We start from the raw sequence: 16,459 nt of genomic DNA, 5'->3' as shown, positions 1-16,459 counted from the left end.
CCACAGCAAACTCAACGGTTCCAGTTGTCCTCGCTAGCCTGCAAGGCATTGGCGATGGTCTGCACCTTGTCATCCGCCAGCGCATTGGGCAGCGGATCCGCCCCCGTGCTGACGAACACTTGAGAGTAGGCATTGCGCATTTCAGCGTAGGACAGGTCGCGCTTGAGCTGGGTCTGCAGATTGTTCAGCTCGCCCTGGATCAGCTCCAGCTCACCGATATTGTTGGTCTTGAAGCGGTTGCGCAGTTGCTCGGCGATCTGCCCGTCGAGGTTGGCCATCTCTTCGCTGGTCTTGAACTGATGGCTGGCTTCCTCGAAGTTGGCCCGCGCCACGTACAGTTGCGCCATGACCGCCACGGACATCGCCTGGCGGCGTGCATCGGCGACGTTTTCCCCGGCCTTGGCGACCTTGATCGCCGTCGGCGCGGACATCACGTTGAACAGGTTCCAGGTAACCTTCAGGCCGTAGTCGGCCCAGCTCTGATTGGTCAGGAAGGTGTTGCTGTCGTAGTGACCACCGGCCGAGAACTCCAGGCCTGGCAGCATGCGCAGCATGGCCTTGCGGGTTTCGGTGGCGCTGATGCGCGACTGGTAGTCCTGCTCGCGCAGTTCCGGGCGGCTGGCCAGGGCCTGCTGCTCCAGCTTGGCGAAGTCGGCGTTCAGCTGCGGCACCGCATAGTTGTCATCCAGCGCCAGGGTGTAGGGCTTGTCCATCGGCTGGTTGATCAGCGCCGCCAGTTCGGTCTTGGCCAGGGTCAGCGCGCGGCGCTGCTCCTGCAGTTGGCGCGTTGCCTCGATCAGGGCGCGCTGGTAGCTCAGGGCCTGGACCGGGTCACCGATTCGCTGGGCGCTCATCAGTTGGCTGTTGATACGGGCCTGCTCGATGCGCCCCATCAGGTTATCGATCTGGCTCAGCAGGCGCTCCGCCGCCACGGCGCGCCAATAGGCCGAACGCACGTCCTGGGTGATGGTGTGGATCACCTTGCGCTTGCGTTCCTGGAGGATGTAGCGCTGGTCGGACTGCTGCTTGGCGCCCAGGTAGCTGACACCGAAGTCCAGCACGTTCCAGACCATGGTCAGGTCGGCCACGTCGCGGTCACGGTCCTGCGAGGTCGAAGGTTCGAGGGACTGGGTACCGGTGCGGATGCTCTGGCTGCTCGACGCACTGACGTTGTTACGGCCGGCATAGCCCGCCGACAGGGCCATGCGCGGCAGCATGTCGAACTGGGCGAGGTCCAGCTGACGCTGGCCCAGGGCTTCTTCCATCACCTTCAGGCGAGCTTCGAGGTTGTACTTGACCGCACGGGCCATGGCCTGGTGCAGGGTCAGAGGTCCGTTGAGGGGTTCCTGGTCCTTGTAGATCTGCGCCAGGTCAGCACGGGCACGCGCTTCGCTGGCACTGCGCTCGATCGGGTCGGTCTTCACGGCGCAGCCGCCAATGGCCAATGCCAACAGACTGGCGGCAAACAGTGTGTGTTTCTTGTTCATCCTTGGGCCGCCCCCTGGTACGGCTCGATTATCAAAAGTTGTGCTGCCTTTCATGCCCGCTGGCCGATCTCTGCCGGTTTTGCCAGGGCCTTGGCCAACTCACGCACCTGGCGCTGGTCGGCTTCGTTGATTTGCTGCAGTTGCTGGCCGAAGGTCGGTACGCCGAACACCCCGCGCAGCCCCTGGTTAAGCTCGCTCTGTTTCCACTGGCCGGCGCTGAACACGTTCAGCTCGGTGACGCCGGGTACCTCGCGACCGAAAAGGGTGGCGAAGGTGCTGGCGCCGAAGACGCCGCCGTTGCCCCCGCCGAAGCCCAGGAAGCCCTGGCCGTCGCCGCCACCGAGGCCGCTGTCGCTGCTGCCGAACACCTGGGCGATAAAGCTCGGCGCACTGCCGGCCTGGCCGAGGAAGATGGTGCCCAGCGGTTTCAGGTCGGCGCCCACGGTACGCACGTCAAACAGGGGGCCGGGAACCAGCGGCGAGAGGCTCTGGTTGATGACGATGCCCGGCACCTGCGGCTGGATCACCGAAGGTTGTATGACAAGCGAGGTGTCCGGCGGGTTGATGCGGTATTCCAGATCACCGACATCCTGGGTCTGCTGGGCCTGGGCGGCGCTGGCCAAGGACTGCACCAGCAGGTTGCCGGCGCCATCCTGGATGCCACTGTTCAGCGCGTTGAGGCTCAGGGACAAGGTGCCCTGCCCGCGCAGGTCGCCGACCACGATGCGGTAGGTCTGCGCGTCGATACGCTGCACCGACTGCACCACACCGCTGGCACTGGCAGTGCCCAGCACGCTGAAGTCGTTGGCATCGACACCACTGACCGCCTCGTCGAAGGTCAGGGTGAAGCTCAGGCTGCGGTCGGTCGGCAGCACCGGCCCTTCCACGACGATGCTGCTTGGCTGCGGTGCACGGGCATCGACCAGGATGCCACGGGTATTGCCGACATTGTGCAGGCCGGTATTGGCGTCGTTGCCGATGGCATCACGCAGGGTGCCGCCATTGCTGTCGATACTCGACGCCACGGCGAAGGTGCTGTTGCCAGCCATGCCATTGGTCACGGTCAGGCGGAAGGTCAGCGCCGTGCTGCCGGAGCCGGCCAGGTAGTCGGCGTAGACCACCCGGCCGTTGTCCAGGGTAACGGCCAGGCGTGGATTACCGGTGCTGCTGTCGACCAGTACCGCTTCATCGGTGTTGACGGTGAAGTCCAGGGTTTGCCCGGCGGTGTAGGTGCCGCTGGCCGGCACACCGACGCTGGTCACCGATGGCGCGACGCGGTCGATGCTGTACACGCTGCCGGCCAGGCCGCCGCTGACCGGGTTGCCGGCGACATCGACGATACCGGTGTTGCTGCCGTTCAGGTCCAGGCGCACGTTGCCGGCGCCGGCCAGGTTGTCCACCAGCACCTCGTAGGTACGCCCGTCGATGCGGGTGATCGAGGCGATGCGCCCGTTGGCGCTGCCGGTGAAGGCAAGGCTGAAATCGGCGCTGTCCACACCGCTGACGTTCTCGTTGAAGGTGACGGTGTAGTGCACGCTGCCGGCATGGGTCGGTGTGACTTCGACGCGGGCGATGTTGGCGATTTCCGGCGCCTGGGTATCGACGATCACCCCACTGGCGGAGCCAGGGGCGTTGAGGTTCAGGTTCATGGCGTTGCCGGCCGGATCACGCAGGGTCGCGCCATTCAGGTCGATGCTGCCCGGCAGGCCGATGCCGCTGTTGGCGGTGTTTGGCGAGACGATGGTGTACTCGAACACCAGCGCCGAGCTGCCGCTGCCGGAAACGTAGTCCGCGTAACGGGTCACGCCGCCGATGTTGAGGGCCAGGCGTGGCGTACCGTTGACGTTGACGACCTCGCTGGCATTGACGGTAAAGCGCAGCACATCACCAGCCTTGTAGGCACCGCTGGCTGGCAAATCGAGGCTGCTGACCGTTGGCGCCACCGCATCGACCAGGATAGCGCCGGTGTTCGGCAGGCCGTTGAGTGCGGTGTGCGCATCGTTACCAATGGCATCGCGCAGGGTTGCGCCATTGAGCTGGATCGCGCTGCCGATGGCAATGCCAGTGGTATCCAGCTGGCCGGTCGCCACGGTCAAGCGGAACACCAGGGCGCTGCTGCCAGCGCCGGACAGGTAGGTCGCATAGGCGGTCTGCCCGTTGTCCAGGGTCACTTCAAGGCGTGGCGAACCGTTGCTGGTATCGAGCAGCACGGCTTCGTCCATGTGCACGGTGAAGTCGAGGTTCTGCCCCGCCACATAGGTGCCGCCATTCGGCACATCGACATGGGTCACGCTCGGCGCGACGCGGTCGATGCTGTAGCTGGCGCCGCTCAGGCCGCCGACCAAGGCGTTGCCGGCGGCATCGGCGATGCCGGTACCGCTGGCATTGAGGTTGAGCTGTACGCTGCCGATACCCGCCAGGTTGTCGACCAGCACGGTGTAGGTGCGGCCGTCGACGCGGGTAACGCTGGCGATGCTGCCGGCCGCCGAGCCGCCCAGGGCCAGGGTGAAGTCACTGACATCAACCCCGCTCACATCCTCGCTGAAGGTCACGGTGAAACTGGCCGAGCTGCTGTTGCTCGGGCTGGCGCCGACGCGCACGATATTGCTGGCGATCGGTGCAGTGGTGTCGACCAGCACGCCCGGCAGGTTGCCGTTGCCCAAGGCCGGATCGATCGCGTTGCCGGCCAGGTCGGTCAGCTGATCGCCGCGCAGATCCAGGCTGCTGACAGCGATGCCATTTGCGTCGTTGTCACCGCTCAGCACCACGTACTGGAACACCAGCCTGTCGGTACCGCTACCGGACACGTAGCTGGCGTAACGGGTCACCCCGCCCACATCCAGCGTCAGGCGCGGCGCCAGGCTGCCGATCTGCACGGCTTCGCTGGCATTGACGGTAAAGGTCAGTACATCACCGGGCTTGTAGCTGCCATCCGCCGGCGGCGTCACGCTGGCCACGCTCGGCGCGATGCCGTCGACATTGACGCCTGCCGTGCTGGCCACGCCGTTCAGGGTGGTCACGGTGGCGTTGCCGGCCAGGTCGGTGATCGCCCCACCATTGGTGTCGATGCTGCTGCCCAGGGTGATGCCGTTGCTGTCCAGCTGGCCGCTGGTGACTACCATGCGGAACACCAGGGCGCTGCTGCCGCTGCCGGAGACGTACTCGGCCCAGACGGTGCCGCCGGTATCCAGGGTCACGGCGATACGTGGGACGCCGGTGCTGGTATCGACCGTCATCGCTTCGCTGAAGTTGACGGTGAAGTCCAGGTCCTGGCCGATGATGTAGGTGCCATCCACGGGTGCGGAGACACTGCCCACTACCGGCACTACGCCGTCGACCACGATATTGCTGCGCCCGCCGAGAGAATCGGCGCCACCTATGGTCGGCAGGGTCAGGACTGCCAGGTCGCTGGTGTTGTTGCTGATCACCGCGCCGTTCATCTGCAGCGCCGCCGTGCTCTGGAAGTCCAGGTCGGCGCTGATATCACCTGCCTGCACGGTGTACTTGAAGACCAGGGTGTTGCTGCCGCTGCCGCTGACATACTGCGCGTTGCGGTCCACCAGGCCGGTTTCCAGCAGCAAGGTCGGGCGGCCACTGCTGAGATCGACGTTGACCACCTGGTCCCAGGTCATGCTGATCAGCACTTCGTCGCCGACCTTCACGGTACGGTCCAGGCCTTGTGCCGAGACGTTTATCACCTTCGGGTTCACCGGGATGACGTTGATCGAGATGATGTCGACGTCGGACTTGGCTCCACCGGTACCGGAGTTGCCGTTGTCGTTGGTCTCGATAGTCACGCTGGCAGCGCCGAGGAAGTTGTTCGACGGCCTGAAGGTGAGGGTCTGCAACGCCGCGTTGATGTTGCTGCGGGTGCCCTCGAAGGTCATGGTGATGTTGTTCAGGCCAGTACCGGTCACCAGGCTGATGCCGCTGAGGCTGCCCAGGCTGAGCAGGCCGTTGGTGGCGGTCAGGGTCACCGTCATCAGGCCGTTGCCGGCATCCACGTCGCTGATCGAGATGGCATTGCCATTGGCGGTGTTGAAGCCAAGGACGACGTTTTGCGAGGCGGTCTGGCTACCCGGCACGTTGTTCACCGGGGCATCGTTGACCGCCGTGACGTTGAGAGTCACGGTCCTGGTGTCAGTCTGCTCGCCGCCGCTGCCGCTGGCGCCGCGGTCGTTGATGCTGACCGTGAGGGTCACACTGGCAGTGGCGTCCTGGGCGGTCTTGAAGGTCAGGCTGTTGGCAGCAATGAAGACGTTGATATTGGCCAGGCTGCCCGACAGGGTCAGCAGGCCGCTACCGGAACCGACCACGGACACCCCCATGCCCGAGGTAGCGCTCAGGGTACCGCTCGGTACCGAGAAGGTCGCGGTTACGGTGTTGCTGCCGGCATCGACGTCGGTGAAGCTGATGCCGGTGATCACGCTGGACACATCTTCGGTCACGGTGATGGACGGCGGCACGCTGGCCACTGGCGCATCGTTCACCGCCTGCACCTGCAGGGTCATGGTGGTGGTGGCATCGGAAACGCTGGTGGTATTGACGTTGATGGTCAAGGTCACATCGCCGCTGGCGTTGGCCGCCGCGGTGTAGACCAGGCGGTTGTTGGCGATGAACTGGTTGATGTTGGCCAGGGTGCCGCTCAGGGTCAGCGCCGTCGCGGTGCCGCCCACGGTCACGCCACCGGCACCGGTGGCGCTGAGGGTACCGCTGGCGACGGTGAAGGTGACGATGCCCAGGGTGGAATCGACATCATTGAAGGTGATCGAGCCGAGCGCCGCCGGGACGTCCTCGATGATCTGCTGCGAGGCTGGGGCGCTGATGGTCGGCGAGTCGTTGACCGCGACGAGGGTGATGTCACGGGTGACCGCGATGGAGGACAGGCCATCACCGTCGGTGACCTGGAACTGCACGGTACGGCTCGTGGTATTCGGGGTGTCCGAGGCGTTGCCGTAGGTCACTGCCCGCATCGCGGCCTGGAACTGCGCTGCAGTTGCCGAGTTGTCGGCGGACGTCAGGGTCAGGATGCCGGTGCCGGCGTTCCAGGTGCCGACGATATTGCCCATGCTCAGGCCGTCGTTGACGAAGGCCAGGCTGTCCTGGGCGCTGTAGTAGGTCAGCAGGCGCACGGTGGCGCTGGTCGGGTTCGGACCGTCGGGGTCGGACAGGGTCACTCCGGAGTCCACCACGATGCGATCCGAAACGACGTTATTGCCTTCGGTCCAGATAGCCGCAGTGCCGGTCACCGTCACTACCGGGCGATCATTGACAGCAGAGACCACCACGGTGGCGGTGTCGACCTGGCTGGAATAGGCCGAGGTGCCGCCAGAGGCGCTGGTATTGGTCTTGGTGCCTTGCAGGCCGAGGGTGGCGTTGGTCTGGTCCCAGGCCTTGTAAGTGATGGTCGCGGTTTCACCGTGGATGCCGTCTGGCACGAAGCGCACCAGGTTCTGCGCGGTGAGGATCAGCGCGGAAGTAGCGGAGACAGTGCCGACGTCGCTCCAGGTACCACCAGCGTTGGTGCTGTACTGCCATTTGCCGTAGGTCGAGGTCAGGCCGGTGATGGCCATGCCCTTCAGCGCGCCGGTGTCGACGTCGGTGACACCGCCCAGCAGGTCGCTGACCAGGGTGCCGGCGCTGCTGGTGGAGGTGTCGGTGAGCCCGGGCAGGGTTGGCGCTACGCCGATCATGATCGGCGCATCGTTGACCGAGGTCACCACCTGGTTGACGGTACCGGTACCGGTGGAGAACGCGCTGGTGCCGCCATTGCTGGTGGTATCGGCCAGGCCGCGGATACCGTTGACGGAGGCGGTGCCGGTGGTCTGGTCCCAGCCACGAAAGCTCAGGGTAGCGGTCTCGCCATTGGCGGCGTCCGGGACGTAGCGGATATAGGTGGTGGAGGCGATCAGCAGCGCGCTGCTACTCGAGACGGCACCGAAGTCGGTCCAGTTGCTGTTGTCGGTGGAGTACTGCCAGGTGCCGCTGCCGGTCTTGGCGATGATCGCGACACCGCGCAGGGCGCCGACATCGGGGTCGACCATGGTGTGGTTGGCCAGTACGGTCGAGATCCGCACGCCAGTGGCCGTGGTGTCTTCGTTGATGGTCGCGAAGTTGTATGGCCCACCGCTGAGGACCGGCGCATCGTTGATGCCGACCACGGTCACGGTGCTGAAAATGCCCACGGCAGCGGTCGCCTGGCCACCGTTGCTGCTCCCGCCGTTGTCACTCACGGTGCTCAGGGACACGACCCGGTTGACCGTGGTCGGGCTCTCGCTGTCATTGCGATAGGACAGGCTGTTGAGGACGGTCTGCGCCGTCGCCGTCGACAGGCCGCCGGCCTTGTCCAGGGTGACGGTGGCCGTGCCTGCGCTCACCGACACACTGACGCTGATGCCATTGATCGAGGTCGTCACCGAGGTGCCCTGCACCAGGGTCACGTCGGTGCCGTCGATCACCAGCTTCTCCGCTGCGCCGTTGGCGACACCCGTGACGGTGAAGACCATCTGCAGCACGGACTGCCCGGACTCGACGGTGTTGATGGTCGCGCCGCTGAACAGCTGGACCGCCGCGGTGTTCTCGGTGTAGGTCGGGTTGGTCGCGGTGATGTTGACTACCGGTGCATCGTTGACCGCCTGGACGGAAAGGCTGACCACGGACGTCGTGCTGCTGCCGCCGGCACCGTCATCCATGCTGATCGACACGCTGCGCGCGGTGGTCGACGGCTCGCTGCTGTTGGCGTTGCGGTAGGCCAGGTTCTGCACTAGCGCGGAAACCGTGGTCGGGTTGGCGTTGCTGGTGAAGGTGATCACCAGCGGGTTGCCGTTGCTGCCGCCGGTGAAGGTACCGACCACCAGGCCGTTGTAGATGATCGAAGCGCCGCTCACGAAAATCAGGTTGGCCCCGTTCCCCTGGTCGCGGATGAACAGCACGTCTTCGCCACTGGCAAGGCCGGTGGTGATCTGCACGGTCATCTTGCCGCCGCTGAAGTTGGCCGAGTCGGCGTCGGTGACGGTGGCGTTGCTGCCCGAGTCGAGCAGCACATAGGCGGCGTCTTCGGCGTAGGTGACGGCGTCGCCATTGACGTTGCTGAGTACCGGTGGCTGCGCCACCACCGTTGTGAAGTTCAGCGTGGTCGGGTTGTTGATGCCCTTGAACACCGTGCCGGTGGAATCGACGAAGGTTTTCGGATCGACGCGCACGGCATAGGCCACACCGCCGGCCAGGACGATCGACGGGTCGATGGTCCAGGTCGTGCCGGAGCCACTGATCTGCCCGCTGCCAATGGCAATGGTCTCGACCACAGTGTTGTCCGAGGTGCGAATGATATAGATATTGCCGGTGCTGCCCTTGGTCACCGATTCGCTGAAGGTCAGGGTGATGTTGGCAGTGGTGCTGACGCCGGTAGCATTATCACTCGGCGAAGTGCTCACCAGTTCGGGCGCGGCGCCGTTCTGCAGGTAGAGGTTACCGGTGGTGCCGGCGGCGGCGGAGAAGATATCCAGGTCGCCGTCACCGTCGAAGTCGCCGACCCGGTAGTTGGTCCCGGTATGGTCGATCAGGCTCAGGCCGGCGAGCGGCGAGCTGGCCAGGGACATGATGGTGAAAGTGCCGTCGCCATTGCTCTTGGCGAACTGGAAGGCGGTGCCGTTGGCGCCGGTCTGGTAGAGGATATCGGCATTGCCGTCGCCGTCGAAATCGCCCACCAGCATCCGGCCGTTGGCCGCCGGTGAGGGGAAAGTGGCGGTGGACAGGCTGGAGAAGGTGCCATTGCCGTTGTTGCGCAGGTAGGTGCCGGTGCTACCGCTGGCGGCGGCAAGGATATCAAGGTCGCCATCGCCGTCGAAGTCGGCGACATAGTAGTTGTTGCCGACATTGTCCGGCAGGGACAGGCCGGCGAACGGCGAGTTGGCCAGGGTCAGCTGGGTGAAGTTGCCACCGCCCTCGCTGCGGGCGTAGGCCCAGGCTGTACCGTTGCCACCGGTCTGGTAGAGGATGTCGGTGTCACCATCATTATCGAAGTCGCCCACTACCATCCGCGTACCGCCCAACGGAGCCGGGAAGTTGGCACTGGAGGCCTGAAAGAAGGTCCCCGCGTCGTTACGCAAGAAAGTACCGGTGGTGGCGTTCACCCCGGTCAGGATGTCGACGTCACCGTCGCCATCGAAATCGCCGACGTAGTAGTTGGTGCCGCTGTGGTCGAGCAGCGTCAAACCGGCAAAGGGTGACTGGGCCTGGGTCTGCAGGGTGAAGGTACCGTCACCGTTGCTGCGCGCGTACGACCAGGCGCTACCGTTGCCGCCGGTCTGGTAGAGGATGTCGGTATCGCCATCACCATCGAAGTCGCCGACCACGGTCCGCCCTGCGGCGGCGATGGTGCCGCCCAACGGCGAGCTGCCGGTGCTCCAGGATGCCACCAGCACGCCTTCGTAGTTGTCGACCGCCAGGGCCGTAGTCTCGATTGCGCCGCTGTTGCGTTCCAGGGTCCAGTTGCCGCCCAGCAGCGCGGCGCCGGTATCGTCGGCGGAGGCCGCAACATCGGCGCCGGTGATGGCCGCCAGCTGGTCGATGAAGGCCTGGCCGGTGCTGCTATCGCCGACGCGGCAGCCGTAGATCATCAGGTCGCCGTCGGCCTTGAGCGCGGCGCCGATGCTTTCCAGGGCAGCACGGTGCTCGGCCAGGTTGCTCGACGCCAGCCAGGTATTACCCACCTGCACCGTACCGTCGGCGCCATGGGACAGCAGGTGTACGGCATCAATGCCCTGGCGTCCCTGAAGGTAGTCGGCCATCTGCTGCAGGCCGTCCTTGGTCGGATCGAGCACGACGATCTCGGCATTGCTCGACAGGCCCGCCAGCAGTTGCTGGACATTGCCCACCTGGCCGTCGACGAACACCACTTCCTGGCGCTGCGAGGCCTGGCTGCTCTGGGTACCCTGGGTACTGCGGGTATCGGCGCTCGCCGCCGCGCTGGCGGTATCCTTGGCCACCGACTCCTTGGAGGTGCTGTCCGCGCTCGGCTCGCTGGTCGCCTGCGCGGCATCCTGGGCAACCACACCCACGGACGCATCGAACATGATTCGCGGCTCAAGAGCCATCAGCAAAGGCGCGGCACCGGGATCGACGGGCTGCGCTTGCTTGGCCGGCTGACGCGAGAAACGTTCGATGAATTTCATGGTGCACCTCCGGTTGTGCCACCGCCCTGCCCGATGAAGAGCAAGGGAGCGAAAAAAGAAGCGGCGCCCTGTCGAGGCGCCGCCGGTTGTTTTATTAGTTGTGGGAGGGGAATTCGCCCATCAGCGCGATGATGAAACTGACCGCCAGGTACGGACTGCGGTTTTCCACAGGAAGGCTTGAGCCGCTGATAGAGGTATTGAGGTTGACCGCGGCGGGCGCCGTGGCGGTGTACAGGTTGACCGGGTTAAGGTCCTTGTCCACTGCCGCACCGAGATAGCCATTGGCGATCGGCTTGTTGCTGGTGGCGTCTGCGCTCGAGACTTGCAGCGAGTGCAGGTGGGCAGGCATGTTGCTGGTCAGCAGGGTGACGGTTTCCACTCCGGAGGCCTCGCCCAGGTCCACGAGCGACAGGCCTGGGCCTTGCCCCCAGTGAACCGGCGAACGGCCCTGGAAGTCCGGCAGGCCGAAGGTGCTGACGCCGTTACCACCAAAGGTGGTGCCCAATATGGCGAACAACGCCGCGTTCTGTGAAATAGCCATCTGCTGCCCACTGCAGAAGGCATAGCCGCGAGGTGCGAAGTTGCCGCCGAACATCTTGATTTCGCCCAGGAATGGATCGCTCATCAAACACTTCCTTAGTTGAATTGCATGGGTTGAAAACGCGTCAAGCGTCCACGCCTGCCGGAACCACGAGGGCGCGGTGGATCACCGCCTCGAGCACCGCGCGCCCATCGGCTTTCGGCATCACTGGCGTGAACAGCAGCACCCACTGCTCACCAGCTGGGCTGTACAGGCGATAAAGATTCGAGGGCAGCACCACGCCCTTGGGCAGGGCCAACATCAGCGAGTAGCATTCGTGGTGCCCGTTCATCGGCACGCCGTCGCGCACCTCGAGCAGCGACACCCTGATCCCCTGCTCCGGCGCGACCTGCAGGACGAAGCTGTCGGGATTGCATTCGGCAAGTTCGGCCCGAGTGGGAATGGCGTTTAGGTTGTCTTGACTCATGAGGCTTTCCTGGCAGCCGCCCGGGGCTGACGGCGCATGCGCAAATAAACCCCGGATTCATCGATAATGGTAAATCCAAGACGACTGTACAACCGCTGGGCAGGGTTATAAGTTTCAACGAACAGTTCGATGAGCAGCCCCTCTGCATCGGCACGTTGCAGCATTTCTTCAATAAGTGCGCTGCCAATTCCGCGCCCCTGGAAGTGCGATTCCAATGCGATATCGATGAAGTTTACCGTCGTCGGCCCCCAGTTCCGGTAAAGCCGGCCAATGGGTAGGCCCGCCTGCTCGATTACGAGGAATTCGGCGCCGTCATAGTGCGCCTGATAATAAGCGTGCTGGGCATTGAACTGCTGCCTGAGGAACGTTGCGATCTGCTCGGCAGGCCAGCCGCTATGGGACATTTCCTCTGCCCGCGTAGCCGCGTAGAGGCGCTCGATGAATGCCATGTCATCGGGTAGCAGGGCACGGAGGGTCACAGCATCCTTGCGCATCACGACGAACTTCCTGTTCATAACTTTGGGGACTAACTTTTATCGTGACACATGTCACAGTTACTTGCATGGCGATTTGACAGCACCTTACCGCAACTGCCTGACAATCGCACGACTAAAATCCGCTTTCTCTTATACCAATAGCGGCCAGACGTCGCCAGGCCGCTGACCAGAGCGATTCACGCTTTCCGTCGAGCACCACAAGGCCGCGCACCGGGTGTAAAACCTGTTGTGGCGCCCTGTTTTCGAGCACGAATTGCGCACCATATTGCGCTTGCAAAGGTTGCGCCCTCTTCTCTTCATCCCGACGTATGGCAATAGGGCCGTGATGATCGGAAATCAGCGCCTCCTGATCGATATAGGCCACACCATTGGCATCCACGGTATCCAGGGTCACCGGCAGGGAATCCCGTAGCACATCGTCGGCGACAAAATGCCCGGCAGTGCCCGGTGCCACCCGCCACAGATCGGCTTCGGCCAGGTACCCGCGCAGACGCAGGCCTTTGTCTGCGATCCGCGCCAGCGGCAGGTCGGCGCTGACCCAACGGCCGGCTGTCAGGTTGTCCGCCAGGTCGCGAACTGTCCCGGCATGGGCCGCGCGCAACACCAGGCGCTCGCGCTGGGCCGCCAGGCCACGGTATTCGGCCACGGCCTCGGCCAGGCGCTGCTCGAGAATACCGCTGTCGGCAGCGGTTTCGCTGCGCCCGGACTGACGCCGCAACTGCAACTGGAGAATCTCGATCTCGCGCCGGCCGATGGCCATGCGCGCTTCGAGGTCAGGCGAGTCGAGGGTTATCAGCACCTGGTTGGCCTCGACCTGCTGACCATCCTTGACCTGCACCTCGCGGATCCGCGCCGCAGTCGGCGCATGCAAGGCACTCAAGCGCGAGGCTTCGAGCATCGCCGGCACTTCCACGCCGCTGCGCCATGGCACCACCAGCAAGCCCAGCACAAGGGCCAGGCCAGCGCCGAGCAACAGCACCTTGCGTGGCTGGGCCTTGTCCCGGTGTTGCCACCAGTGTTGCCATTCGCGCCAGATCGGCAGGCCAATGAACCAGACCAGTTCGACCATCATCAGGAAGATGCCGAGCACCTTGAAAAACAGGTGATAAACCGCCAGGGCAATGCCGAAGAACAGCGCCGCGCGCCAGATCCACGAGGCATAGCTCCAGCACAGCAGGCGCCGGCGCAGCTTCGGCGACCAGCGTTCGGGCATGGGCTCGCCATAACCGAAGAGCTTTTCCCGCAGGTGCCAACGACCCAGGGCGAATCCACGCCCCTGCAAGTTATCGACCCCCCACAGATCGCTGAGCAGGAAATAACCATCGAAGCGCATCAGCGGATTGACGTTGATCGCCAGGGTGGTGATCCAGGTGGCACTGGCCAGCATGAAGGCGGCGGTGCGCCCTGCCCCGTCCGGCAGCAGCGACCACGCCAGCAGGGCGATACAGGCCAGGATAAGCTCGGCGAGCACGCCACCGGCGCCGATCAGCAGGCGGGTGCGGCGGTCCTGCACGCGCCAGGCATCGCTGACATCGGTGTACAGCATCGGCAACAGGACCATGAACGCCACGCCCATGCTCGGCACCCGGCAACCGGCACGCTTGGCCATGTAGGCATGGCCGAATTCATGGCACAGCTTGGCGAAGCCCAGGGCAATGGCGAAGGCCGCCATGCCGCCGAGGCTCAGCAGATGGGGGAAGGTCGACAGAAAGCGCTCCCAATCGCGCATCACCAGGAACAGACCGAGCAGCAGCGTAGCCGGCAGGCCGTAGCACAGCAGGTTGCGACCATGGCGTTCGAGCCAGGGCCAGGTGCGATTGAGGAAAGCGTCCGGGCGCCACAGGGGAATGCGGAAAAACAGGTATTTGTGCAGCACCTGGGCCCAGATGCCCTGGCGCTGGGCTGCCGCCTTGGCGGCGTAGCTGGCGCGCTGCTCTTCATCCACCGCGCTGATCAGGTCATGCCCGCGCAGAAAGCGCAGCAACTCTTCCACCGCAGCGCCGCTCAAGGGTGCGCCCGGCTCGGCATTGGCGGCGTTCAGCACCCGTTGCGGATCGCCCAGGGCCCAGTGGCGCAACAAGCGCATGGCCGGCGCACCGAGCTTGAAATAACGCCCGCGCAACGGATCGGCGAGGGTCCAGTTGGGCGAGCCGTCGAGCCCCGGCGCACCCGCCGAAAGCTGCAAGTCGGGGCGCAGCGCCGGCAGCATCACAGGCCCACCGCCTGACGCAAGGCCGCCAGGGGCCGGCGCAGCAGATACAGGGCCAGCGGGGCGCGATCACCGAACACCTTGGCGGTACCGCGCAGGCCGATGCGCGGCGGCGCGTTCTCGAAGCGGGCATCAAGGCGATAGGCCAGCTGCCCGGCCGGGGTGTTCTGCGCCTGGTAAGCGGCGCGCTCGAGCACGGCGTTGTGCCGGTGCAGCGGATCGCTGTCGAGAAACAGCGCGACTTCGGCGCCCTTCTCCAGGCCAATGGCATCAGCCACCGGCAGTTCGATGCGCAACTCGGCCTGGGCCGGGTCGGCGATTTCCATCAGCCGTTCGCCCGTGCGCATCGGTTTACCGATATAGCGCTGGGCATCAGCGAACACGGCAATGCCGTCGCGCTCGGCACGCACTTCGGTGCGCGCCAGCAGATCACGGGCGTAGTCACGCTCGGCACGCTTCTGCTCGACCCGGGCGGCCAGCAGATCGAGGCGGGCACTGGAATCGCTATCGGAAAAGGCGCGCTGGGTATTGGCCTTGAACTCCGCCTCGGCCACGCCCAAGGTCCGTTCGGCGACATCGGCCTGGGCCTTGAGGGTGGTGGCATCGAAACGCACCAGCACTTCGCCGGCCTTGACCGGCTGATTCGGCTTGACCAGAAACTCGGCGACCACGCCATCCAGCGGCGCGGCAACCACCTGCCCGTTGCGCGGCGCCACTTCGGCCGGGGCCAGCACCGACTGGCGCACCGGCACCAACAGCACCAGCAGCAGGGCTGCCGCCAAGGCCCAGCGGGTCCGCGCCGGCCAGCGCAGGCGCCATGGCTTGCCCGGCTGCAGGGCAAGCCAGGCGTGGCTGTAACAGTCACCGAGTTGCGCCAGCAGCGCTTGTTCGGCCTCGTTCCAGGGCATGTCACGGGCCAGCCACAGCCCACCGAAGACTTCGCCCTGGCGGTCCTTCAACGGCAGCCAGAACGCATGCGCTGCAGACAGCGCCTGCCAGTCATCCCGACAGGCCTGGTCCAGCTCCTGCGCAGGCACGGTCCCCGGCAGGGCAAAACGCTCGCCAGCCGCCAGCGCCTTGGCCACCCGCTCGACAAACACCACGAACGGCGCATTCGGCTCCACCGAGCTGACGCCGGTCAGCGCGCGGACTTTGCCAGTGATCAACAGGGCCCCATGGCGGTAGCCGAACAGCGGCTGGCTGTCGTTGACCATACTGAACGCCAGCTCCTCCACCGAAGGCGCAGACCGGGCCTGGCGCTCGAGCTTCAGGTAATGGGCCAGCAGTTGCTCCAGAGCGCCGGGAACGGGAGCGTTCATTGGCGCTCCGCGAAGTGCGCCGTGCCGCTCATGCCAGACAGCAGGCCCGAGGTGTTTGCCGGAACATTGGCAATCAGCAGCAACGTCTGGCTGCCTTCGTCGATACGCGCGCCCAGCCGCTTGATCACCGCATCGATCGGCTTGCCGGTTTCATCGGGAACAAAGCTGAAGGTCTGTTCCGGCTTGAGTTTGCCCAGCCAGTTCGAGGGCACCAACAGGTGGATTTCCAAGGCGCGGTTGTCGACGATTTCCAACAGGGGGGCGCCGCTGGCCACGCTTTCGTGGGGCTGGACCCGCCGCTGCACCACCTGGCCGTCGTACGGTGCCTTGATCTGGCAGCGCTGTACCTGCACCTGGTAGACCTGGGCTTCGGCTTGGGCCTGGGCCTGGCGCGCTTCGGCCAGGGACACCTCGAACTTGCCGACCGAGTTCAGCGCTGCCAGTTGCTGCTTGTTGCGCAGCTCTTCACGGGTCGCCCGCACGGCAGCGGCAGAGGCATTGGCCTGGGCCTGGTAGGCACTGCAATCAAAGCGCACCAGCACATCGCCCTTGCTGAACGACTGACCTTCGCTGAAGGGGATCTGCGTGACCCGACCGGACAGCTCGCTGGCCAATACGGCCTGGTGGCGGGCGCGCAGCACGCCGCGCACTTCACTGGCGCCGTTGGAGGTGGCGCCATCGAGCAACGGGTCGCTTTCGGCCGCCGCCTGTGCAGCACCTGTCATCAAGGCCAACGCCGCCCACCACAGTGCCTGCTTCATCTCGCT

The 16,459-nt window shown here is 64.9% G+C and carries 8 protein-coding genes; all 8 read right to left on the bottom strand.

What is annotated here, in order from left to right; translation table 11 throughout:
* Nucleotides 1-11: 11 nt before the first annotated feature.
* Nucleotides 12-1,487, bottom strand: a complete 1,476-nt coding sequence (locus F6X59_RS22575; RefSeq protein ID WP_152958204.1) for a TolC family protein — start codon at nucleotides 1,485-1,487, stop codon at nucleotides 12-14.
* Nucleotides 1,488-1,537: 50 nt separating this feature from the next.
* On the bottom strand, nucleotides 1,538-10,660 hold the full coding sequence (locus F6X59_RS22570; RefSeq protein WP_152958203.1) for a DUF4347 domain-containing protein: 9,123 nt from the start codon (nucleotides 10,658-10,660) through the stop codon (nucleotides 1,538-1,540).
* Nucleotides 10,661-10,754: 94 nt separating this feature from the next.
* The gene (locus F6X59_RS22565; protein ID WP_152958202.1) at nucleotides 10,755-11,285 is read right to left on the bottom strand and encodes a phage tail protein; all 531 of its coding nucleotides are present in this window, start codon (nucleotides 11,283-11,285) and stop codon (nucleotides 10,755-10,757) included.
* A gap of 40 nt (nucleotides 11,286-11,325) precedes the next feature.
* Nucleotides 11,326-11,667, bottom strand: coding sequence for a hypothetical protein (locus F6X59_RS22560; RefSeq protein ID WP_152958201.1), 342 nt, complete (start codon nucleotides 11,665-11,667; stop codon nucleotides 11,326-11,328).
* Nucleotides 11,664-12,161 (bottom strand): GNAT family N-acetyltransferase, encoded by a 498-nt coding sequence (locus F6X59_RS22555; protein WP_152958292.1) that lies wholly within the window; start codon nucleotides 12,159-12,161, stop codon nucleotides 11,664-11,666. Before F6X59_RS22555 ends, F6X59_RS22560 begins: the two co-directional genes overlap by 4 nt.
* A gap of 115 nt (nucleotides 12,162-12,276) precedes the next feature.
* Nucleotides 12,277-14,376, bottom strand: coding sequence for a biotin/lipoyl-binding protein (locus tag F6X59_RS22550; protein ID WP_372240492.1), 2,100 nt, complete (start codon nucleotides 14,374-14,376; stop codon nucleotides 12,277-12,279).
* Nucleotides 14,373-15,692 (bottom strand): efflux RND transporter periplasmic adaptor subunit, encoded by a 1,320-nt coding sequence (locus F6X59_RS22545; protein WP_152958199.1) that lies wholly within the window; start codon nucleotides 15,690-15,692, stop codon nucleotides 14,373-14,375. The genes F6X59_RS22550 and F6X59_RS22545 overlap by 4 nt, the downstream gene beginning before the upstream one ends.
* Complete coding sequence (locus F6X59_RS22540) at nucleotides 15,689-16,453, bottom strand: efflux RND transporter periplasmic adaptor subunit (protein ID WP_152958198.1); 765 nt, start codon at nucleotides 16,451-16,453, stop codon at nucleotides 15,689-15,691. Before F6X59_RS22540 ends, F6X59_RS22545 begins: the two co-directional genes overlap by 4 nt.
* Nucleotides 16,454-16,459: the final 6 nt, after the last annotated feature.

It is taken from the genome of Pseudomonas sp. MN1F (assembly GCF_009391885.1).
Taxonomy (GTDB): Bacteria; Pseudomonadota; Gammaproteobacteria; order Pseudomonadales; family Pseudomonadaceae; genus Aquipseudomonas.
The sequence above is the reverse complement of the archived record's forward strand: the minus strand, read 5'-3'. Positions and strand labels throughout refer to the sequence as shown.

Bases quoted from the DNA above. Each gene is read 5' to 3' on its own strand.
- F6X59_RS22575 (WP_152958204.1), bottom strand. From the start codon at position 1,487: ATGAACAAGAAACACACACTGTTTGCCGCCAGTCTGTTGGCATTGGCC.
- F6X59_RS22570 (WP_152958203.1), bottom strand. From the start codon at position 10,660: ATGAAATTCATCGAACGTTTCTCGCGTCAGCCGGCCAAGCAAGCGCAG.
- F6X59_RS22565 (WP_152958202.1), bottom strand. From the start codon at position 11,285: ATGAGCGATCCATTCCTGGGCGAAATCAAGATGTTCGGCGGCAACTTC.
- F6X59_RS22560 (WP_152958201.1), bottom strand. From the start codon at position 11,667: ATGAGTCAAGACAACCTAAACGCCATTCCCACTCGGGCCGAACTTGCC.
- F6X59_RS22555 (WP_152958292.1), bottom strand. From the start codon at position 12,161: ATGCGCAAGGATGCTGTGACCCTCCGTGCCCTGCTACCCGATGACATG.
- F6X59_RS22545 (WP_152958199.1), bottom strand. From the start codon at position 15,692: ATGAACGCTCCCGTTCCCGGCGCTCTGGAGCAACTGCTGGCCCATTAC.
- F6X59_RS22540 (WP_152958198.1), bottom strand. From the start codon at position 16,453: ATGAAGCAGGCACTGTGGTGGGCGGCGTTGGCCTTGATGACAGGTGCT.